The following is an 8,340-nucleotide window of genomic DNA, read 5'->3' as shown; positions in this document are numbered from 1 at the left end:
CGCGAATCAGACAACAACTGCGCGCAAAGTGCCGCTCTCCCCGCCTTAAGTTCGCTTACCGACGGCAATCAATATGTCAATTACACCCGCAGTTACACCTATGACCGTGCCGGTAACCTGCTGAAAATACAACATACCGGGGCCAGCCAGTACAGTACCCACATCACCCTTTCCGATACCAGCAACCACGGCATTCAACAGCAGGATGGCCTCACCGCCACTGATATCCGCAGTCAATTTGATGCCGCCGGGAATCAGCGGCAGTTACAGCCTGGCCAGCCGCTGCAATGGGATGCGCGCAACCAATTACAGCAGGTCACCACCGTGAAGCGAGGTGCGGAAAACAGCGCCAGTGATGACTATGAAAGCTACCTCTATGGCAGCGATGGTATGCGAGTCGTCAAGCAAAGCATTCAGCACACCAATAACACCGCTCAAACCACAACAGTTACCTACCTGCCAGGTCTGGAACTGCGCACTCAGTACAATGGTCAACAACTTACCGAAGATTTTCAGGTCATTACCCTCGGTGCCGCCGGCCGCGCACAGGTGCGAGTGCTGCTGTGGGAACACGGCAAACCGGAGGGCATTGATAACGGGCAGTTACGTTACAGTTTCGATAATCAGATTGGCTCCAGTTTATTAGAGCTGGACAATAATGGCGATATTATCAGTCAGGAGGAGTATTACCCGTTTGGCGGTACTGCGGTATTTTCTGCCCGCAATACCATGGAAGCGAAATATAAAACCGTGCGCTATTCCAGTAAAGAGCGCGATGCCACCGGCCTCTACTATTATGGTCACCGTTATTACCAGCCTTGGCTGGGCAGATGGTTAAGCGCCGACCCGGCAGGGACCATTGATGGACTGAATTTATATCGGATGGTGAGGAATAATCCAGTTACGTTGATGGATGAAGATGGGTTAATGGGAATTAATCTACAAGATGAATTCAATAAATCATCAGTTAATGGAGTTATTGCCCCTATGACTGGCGGTGCCATTTTCAATGACAGTTGGAAAAATTTAGAACTTAGCGTTGCTGTTAGTTATTTTAATTTATATTTAGAAGCCAGACAGACTGGAGCAGCAAGAGATTGGTTAAAAAGCATGCCTAAAGAACTAAAGCTTTCTAAACAAGCAAAACACAACTGGAAGCATGCGAAAAAAGGTAACGCATTTTCAGGTATGATTGATGCTAGAAATAAAGAGATTTATTTAATTCCTGCAACATCAAGAAATGAAAGAAAAGGTGGGGCCGGTCAAATACCTTGGGAATATAGCGAACTAAAAAAACAATGGTTTTATAGAGATAAACATCTTGCAAAAAACAATGAGAAGCCTTATTCAAACAAAAAATTAAGAAATTTAGATCATGGGCGAGCTGCTTTTTACTTAGAGGGAGAGGGAAAACCAGCGTCAAATAAAAAAAGTGCATTTGAAAATTGGATAGACACTCAGACTATATCGTCTCATTGGCTAGGCTTCTTTGTTCACTCGGATAGTGATGGAAATATGAAGCTAAACTTCAAATCTGCTCAGTTAAATTCACCAAATATTATTTTACCCAAATACAAAGCAGATGATATCTTCAGTAACAAAGAAGATATGAGCGGTATAAATATTTCCATTAATGATGATTCATTGAATCAAAATGAGCAAAAAGAGTATGTATCACAACTCCCTAGCAATATAAAAGAGATGGTTAAAATGGCAATGCACGAACTATCTTTATCAAAAAAAATTAATAAATCCAAATTCTTTATGTAATTAAAATTAATAAAGGAAAATAAAATGACTAACGCATTTAATCCCATTATTTATAACAACACCCCCACCAACGCCAGTGATGCACCCGATGAGATGATCACCCGTAATCGCTATAACGCACTCGAGTGAGTGACAGCCCTCCGTTATGTACTGTATTAATTGATTGGGAGTACAGATCGTGATTACGTTTTAAGTCGATGATATTTATGGTTTTGGTTGTCAGGGTTTTAAAAGCCGTAAATATCTCCTTTGGCTATATAACATCATAACAGTCCATAAAAGACATCTTTAAAAGAGCCATTAAAAATATCCTTTAATGGCTCATCAACGACCTTAAGCCGTGCCACCCACTGTCAGATTATCCAGCTTCAAGGTCGGTTGGCCGACCCCCACGGGCAGGCTTTGACCCTCTTTGCCGCAGACGCCGACGCCTTTATCCAGCGCCAGATCGTTGCCGACCATCGAGATCTGCTGCATCGCTTCAATACCGGAGCCAATCAAGGTCGCGCCCTTTACCGCGCGGGTGATTTTACCCTTTTCGATTAAGTAAGCTTCAGAGGTTGAGAACACGAATTTGCCGGAGGTGATATCCACCTGACCACCACCAAAGTTTGGCGCGTAGAGGCCATATTCCACACTGGCGATAATCTCTTCTGGTGTCGATTTGCCCGCTAACATATAAGTATTGGTCATACGCGGCATCGGTAAATGCGCGTAAGATTCGCGGCGACCATTACCTGTTGGGGCAACCCCCATTAGGCGCGCGTTCAACTTATCCTGCATATAGCCTTTCAGAATGCCGTTTTCGATCAATACGTTGTATTGGCCCGGCACACCTTCGTCGTCAATAGCCAGTGAACCACGGCGGCCTTGCATGGTGCCATCGTCCACCACGGTACACAGCTCGGAGGCGACCAGCTTACCCATTTGCCCGCTAAAGACAGAACTACCACGGCGGTTGAAATCGCCCTCTAAGCCATGACCAACCGCTTCATGCAACAGCACACCCGGCCAGCCGGCACCTAATACCACTGGCATGGCACCGGCAGGGGCAGCTATGGCGGAAAGGTTAACTAGCGCCATTCTGACCGCTTCATTGGCAAAGTTATCCGCGCGCACTTCGCCGTCATCGGTTTCCAGGAAGTAGTCATAGCCGAAACGACCACCGCCACCGCTGGCACCGCGTTCGCGTTTGCCGTTCTCTTCCACCAAGACGCTGACTGACAAGCGCACCAATGGGCGCACATCGGCGGCCAGCGTGCCATCAGTGGCAGCCACCAGCACCTGCTCATAGATGCCAGTTAAGCTAGCGCTCACTTCCTGCACCCGCTTATCGGCGGCGCGAGCGACTTTATCGACGCGATGCAACAGCGCGATTTTATCCTCCCGCGACAAGCTTTGCAGGGGGTCCAGCAGCGGATAGAGTGGCTGATAGGCAATTTCACCCAAGGTATGCACTTTGCCATTGCCAATATCGCGCACAATGCTGCGCGCAGCATGGGCACTTTGTTGCAAAGCATTCAGAGTAATTTGGTCTGCATACGCAAAACCGGTTTTTTCACCACTGACCGCACGCACACCCACGCCCTGATCAATATTGTAAGAGCCATCTTTGATGATGCTGTCTTCCAACACCCATGCCTCGTGGTAGCTGGACTGGAAATACAGGTCAGCATAATCGAGGCGGCGTTCAGCCAACTGCCCCAACACTGAGAACAAGTCCTGATGGTTCAGCTTGTTAGCAGCGAGTAATTGCTCACTGACAAACGAGAGGCTCATAGTTTTCACTCTTTAATTAGATGATGGTTTATGCGATGACGGCACCAGCGGCGCTAAAAAGCGATTGTGCTGCAATACCGGCATTTGATTACGGATAGTTTTCAAACCTGTGGTTTCAATTTTTACTTTTAAGGCAGCCACCGCATCGGGGTTCTGCCCCAATATTTTGCCCCAGGCATCGACCGCCATAGTGTGGCCCCAAGTACGACGGGTAGCACCGTGCCGCCCTACCTGGGCTGCAGCCAAAATCACGCACTGGTTTTCAATCGCCCGTGCGCGCAATAATATTTCCCAGTGAGCTTCACCGGTCATTTTGGTAAAGGCCGCCGGGACGGTAATAATCTCCGCGCCCTGCGCCCGTAAAGCCTGGAATAAGCCGGGGAAACGCAAGTCATAGCACACCGTCATACCTAAGCGGCCTACCGGGGTGTCCACCACCGTGGTTTCCTGCCCTGCCTGATAGGTATCTGATTCACGATAACGGCCATGCATATCGTTGATATCCACATCAAACATATGAATTTTATCATAGCGAGCTTTTAGCTCACCTTGGTCATCAAACAGCAAGCTACTGGTGGTGATAAGGTCCGGTGACTCACGGCTTATCATCGGCATAGAACCGATTTGGATCCAGACACCATAGCGGCGCGCCATCTCACGCACTTCTTGTTGCAATGGCCCGTCGTTGTGCTGCTCTGCATGGTGGCGATAAGAGGCGGCATTGGCAAATAACAGTGCATTTTCCGGCGTCAGAACCAGCTTAATACCCGAGTTTAACTGTTTGATCTGCTGCTCAATTTGAGCCAAATTATCACGGGTATTTTCACCACTGCATAACTGCAATAATGCAACATTGGCATTTTTCATGGCGCCTTACTCTCCTTTAACTGGCGTAATACTTCATGGATGGTCGGTTGATCCAAACTACCGGTGATCTGGTAGCGAATTAACGAAACCTTGCTCCATAATGGGCCTAAAATCTTCGAAGCGGCGAATACTGCAGCCCCCACCACCGGGTTGATGGCAAAGGCGGTGGCGACACCGACGGTCGCCGAAATCTCTGGCGTGATAACCGCTTCCATGGCGATCTGGCGTTTAACCAAGTCCACATTACCGCTCATGGCAATGTCGGCGGCTAATCCATCCACCACTAAATCATTGGTGTGCATGACGCCATTTTTGATATTGGCGGTGCCGCGAATAGAATCAAACGCGAAGTCACGACTAAACGTATCACTAAAGTCGAGCTGGAGCTTACGTAATAGTGCGTCGAAGCTGACCAGCCGCAGTAGCTGGCCTGCGCGCCCGCCGCCAAGATCCGTCAACAGCCCTCGCCCCAATCTACTCTTTAACGTCCCGTTTAGGCTATTAATCTGTGGCTGCCACGGCACCCCACGCCAGTTTAGATCGGCATTGATATCAAATGAGGCATCTTTTATTGGTGTCGTCAGACCAAAGAACGAGATGGTGTCATCGATTTTTGGCCCCGTCAGTGCAACATTGAGCGCAGTCTTATCGCCAGAGCTATCTTGTTGCCACTGCCCGGTTATTTTGGCCCGCCCATTACCCGCTTCAATCAGACCATTGGTCAGCATCAAAATATCGCCTTTGGGTGTCAGATCCGCATTAATCCGCCCGATATTTTGCCCCAAAATCCAGCAAGCTTTACAACGCAATTGCAGTGCTGGCCAATCGCGGAACGAGATTTTACTGGGGCTTTCTGGCGGCTGCAATGCCGCTTGCGCTAACGGATCTTGCGCCTCGCTCGCCGTCCATTGAGGGTTGTAATAGAGATAATCAATATCGGCGTGCCATGGCCCATGCTCTTCCATCAGCAGGCTACCCTCGACCTCCTCGCCTTTTGCCGTGACTTTGGTGCCGGTGATCAGTGGTTCGATCAGCAGTGTCAGTTGATGCCAGGCCTGCCCACCGACCAGTAATTGTGGCGTTTCTAATATCAGCCGCTTAGGGAGAGTGACATTGGAACTGCCGCCCTTGATTTTAGGTTGCGCAGATGAGGCAAATGGCGCAGTCACTGTTGCCAAATCCGGTGCCAGCAAGGCCAGCCAGCGCTCACCATCCAATGGCGGTAATTTGAGCACCAAACCTTTTTCATCCGGCAAAGGCGGAGCTTTTTTGCTATCCGTTTCCTGCTTAGCGCTTTGCCAAATAGCACGCGCCAGCTCAACATTATCTTTTAGCAGCAACCATTGGCTATTGAAATGGTTATCACTCCCCGCGCTGCCCGATAGCGTAAATGAGTCCAGTCCGCCGATGGCCTGCACATGAAGCGGTAGCGCCTGACCATTTGATTTATCTAGCGGCGGAGGTAAGTGACTACTCACTTTCTTTAGATCCGCAGTGACATCTATTTTGTAATCCGGCTTGCCATTTTTAGGTAATTGCACCACCACCTTGCCCTGCCAATTGGCACTACCACTGAGCAATTTCGCCACATCGTCCGGCACCCCCGGTAATTTAGCCGGTAGCCAGTCGCCATTTAGCCCAACATTCACCAAAAAGTTCTTTGGCTGCTCTTCGGTGGTGAAATCAACTGTTAGCGGCTGCCCGAACCAGTTGGCTGATAAGCTATCGCTATCGAGATTGCCATCATTGAAGCGGAACTTGCCGCTGATATTCTCCAGTTGGCTTTTCAGCGGCTTCACCAACAGGGTGTTATTCCTCAGTGTCACTTCGCCACTGGCGTGCGTGATACGGCCCTCTTCCAACGGAATGTCCAGGTGTAAGCGCCCACTAACCTTACCCCCCACCTGTAACTCCTCCAGTGTTTCAGCAACCGAATCATTGAGCGGCGTCTTGATAAAGTAGTCGTGAACATCGCGCCCTTCGCCAACCACCTCGGCATCAACATAGAGTTTTTCTTTCAGATAATCGGGAATGATGGCGCTGATATTGCTGCCAGTGACATTACCCAACATTGTATGGGGGGCGTCCATCCACAGACCTTCATTGAGGAAATTCAGGTCGATGGCTAAATTCTCTAATGCAGGCCAATCCGGTTGGAACTGGAAGGTGGCGTTACGCAGCGGCACATAGACCTGGAACTGGCCCTCTTTATGTTTATAAGGGAAATCATGAGGGTTGCCGTTATAAACCAGTGTGGCGTTGTCGACCTGCCCGCCCTGTAACGCCTCGGTCAGATAATCCACCAGCTTCTTGCCCATCAGGTGTTCAGGGAAGTAACGCCAGGCATCAGTGGCATCATACAGACGGATACCGGTCAGGATTTTAAGCCAGGGTTGCCCTTTATCAGGTTGTTGATAGTGAAAACTGCCATTGCCCCACAGCGATTTAGCCCTAACATCCAGTTGGTCACTCCACAGCTCCCAACCTTTATCATCAATCCGCCAGTTCACGGTGCCGCTGGCCTGACTCACTTCCAATGGCGCACGGAACATATCGCCATAAGGCAAGGTACTGTTTTTAAGATTAATCTCCAGCTGACCTTGCTCAGCAGAACCGCTTAATGCACCGGCGAAGTTATTTACGCCCGGCAGCAGTTCCCAGTGTTGCCAGCTGATATCGTGCCATTTGGCCTGAAAACGGCTCTTTTGCGGCTGGCTGATAGGAATGTCTAATGCCAGCGCATCAACCATGCCTTGCGGGCGCAAATCTGCCCAGCGATTCATTAATTCAGGGGTAAACAGTGACAGTGTGGGTAATAGCGGCCCTACACGTTCAAGCTGAATATTGGTGGCGCGAATGCGTAATTCTTGGGATTGGTCTGGGCCAATGAATTGAGTATTTTCAGGTAGCCATAGCGCCGAGAGTTGCCCTTTTGGCCAAGATTGCCCATCGGTTTTCAGGCTCAATTGCGGCGCATCAATTTGCCAGCCATTGCCCTGACGGCGGCCTTCCAACACAAAATTGTCTACCGCTAGCTGATGGCTTTCGTTACCGGTCGTCCAATTGGCTTGCCCCTCACTGAGCAGAACATTGCCACTGTAGATCTCGCCACTTTTAATGCTCAGCCAAGCCGCCAAGCTGAATTCAGCACTCTCCAGCCCGGTATTATTGTGCAACCAGCGGCTAATCCAAGGTTTTAGGTCGATATTATCGGCCTGCATATAAACCGTACCATTATTTAAAATTCCCTGATTATCATGTAGATCCATCCGCACCATCACCACGCCGTGCTGCCCATTAATGGTCGAAAGGCTAATTTGCCCCTCGGCGCGGTGCCGGTTACGGGAGTTAAGCCAGGTCAGTTGCGGGATCTCTAATTCGGCACGGGGGCCAGAGGGAGTGAGGAAGGAAACACGGCTGTTGCGCAGGTCGAAATGGTCCAACTGGCGCAGGAGTATATCGGTGATATTACCGGTTTCAAGATTGCGGCTGCTGTTTTGCTGCGCATCCAGCGTGGTATTCAGGTCAAGCTGCAACTGATAAAAGGTCATATCGCGAAACTGCCAGCGCCAGTGTAGCAATGACTGCCATACATCGAGCGCAAGGGTCACCCGTTGCACCTGCCAGTTGGCTTGCGGCAATTTAGCGCTAATATCGCGCAATTCCAGCGTCGGGCCAAAGGTTTCCCATGTCCCCTGCATGAACCCCACCTCCAGTGGGATCCCGCTTATGGACTGAACTTTGGCCACGATTTGCGGACGATAATCGTTGATGAGAGGCAGCATCATGCGTAGCCCACTGACCAACAGCGCCACCACAACAATTATTGTGGCGCCTGTCGCGAACATTATCCTGGGCAGTCGCCTCACACATCTCTCCTTGCCATCCGCTGCAGAGCTAGCAGCAGATCTTAATCGCATTCAT

Annotated in this window: 4 protein-coding genes; 1 reads left to right on the top strand and 3 read right to left on the bottom strand. The window is 49.8% G+C overall.

The features are described 5' to 3' along the window. Window positions 1-1,770: RHS repeat domain-containing protein (locus tag AACW11_RS03420; RefSeq protein ID WP_283050268.1), on the top strand; the 1,770-nt coding region annotated here is incomplete at its 5' end. A 333-nt stretch (window positions 1,771-2,103) separates the two neighbouring features. Here the strand turns inward: AACW11_RS03420 and tldD are convergent. From tldD to yhdP, 3 genes are read right to left on the bottom strand one after another with little or no spacing between them, the layout of a single operon-like run. Further along, on the bottom strand, window positions 2,104-3,549 hold the full coding sequence (tldD, locus tag AACW11_RS03415; protein ID WP_212585956.1) for a metalloprotease TldD: 1,446 nt from the start codon (window positions 3,547-3,549) through the stop codon (window positions 2,104-2,106). 12 nt (window positions 3,550-3,561) lie between these two features. After that, the gene (gene nit1, locus AACW11_RS03410) at window positions 3,562-4,416 is read right to left on the bottom strand and encodes a deaminated glutathione amidase (protein ID WP_212585955.1); all 855 of its coding nucleotides are present in this window, start codon (window positions 4,414-4,416) and stop codon (window positions 3,562-3,564) included. After that, window positions 4,413-8,285, bottom strand: coding sequence for an AsmA2 domain-containing protein YhdP (gene yhdP / locus AACW11_RS03405; RefSeq protein WP_212585954.1), 3,873 nt, complete (start codon window positions 8,283-8,285; stop codon window positions 4,413-4,415). Before yhdP ends, nit1 begins: the two co-directional genes overlap by 4 nt. Between the last annotated feature and the right edge of the window lie 55 nt (window positions 8,286-8,340).

It is taken from the genome of Yersinia sp. Marseille-Q3913 (assembly GCF_963892745.1).
GTDB classification, from domain to species: Bacteria; Pseudomonadota; Gammaproteobacteria; order Enterobacterales; family Enterobacteriaceae; genus Yersinia; species Yersinia bercovieri.
The sequence above is the reverse complement of the archived record's forward strand: the minus strand, read 5'-3'. Positions and strand labels throughout refer to the sequence as shown.

Bases quoted from the DNA above. Each gene is read 5' to 3' on its own strand.
- tldD (WP_212585956.1), bottom strand. From the start codon at position 3,549: ATGAGCCTCTCGTTTGTCAGTGAGCAATTACTCGCTGCTAACAAGCTG.
- nit1 (WP_212585955.1), bottom strand. From the start codon at position 4,416: ATGAAAAATGCCAATGTTGCATTATTGCAGTTATGCAGTGGTGAAAAT.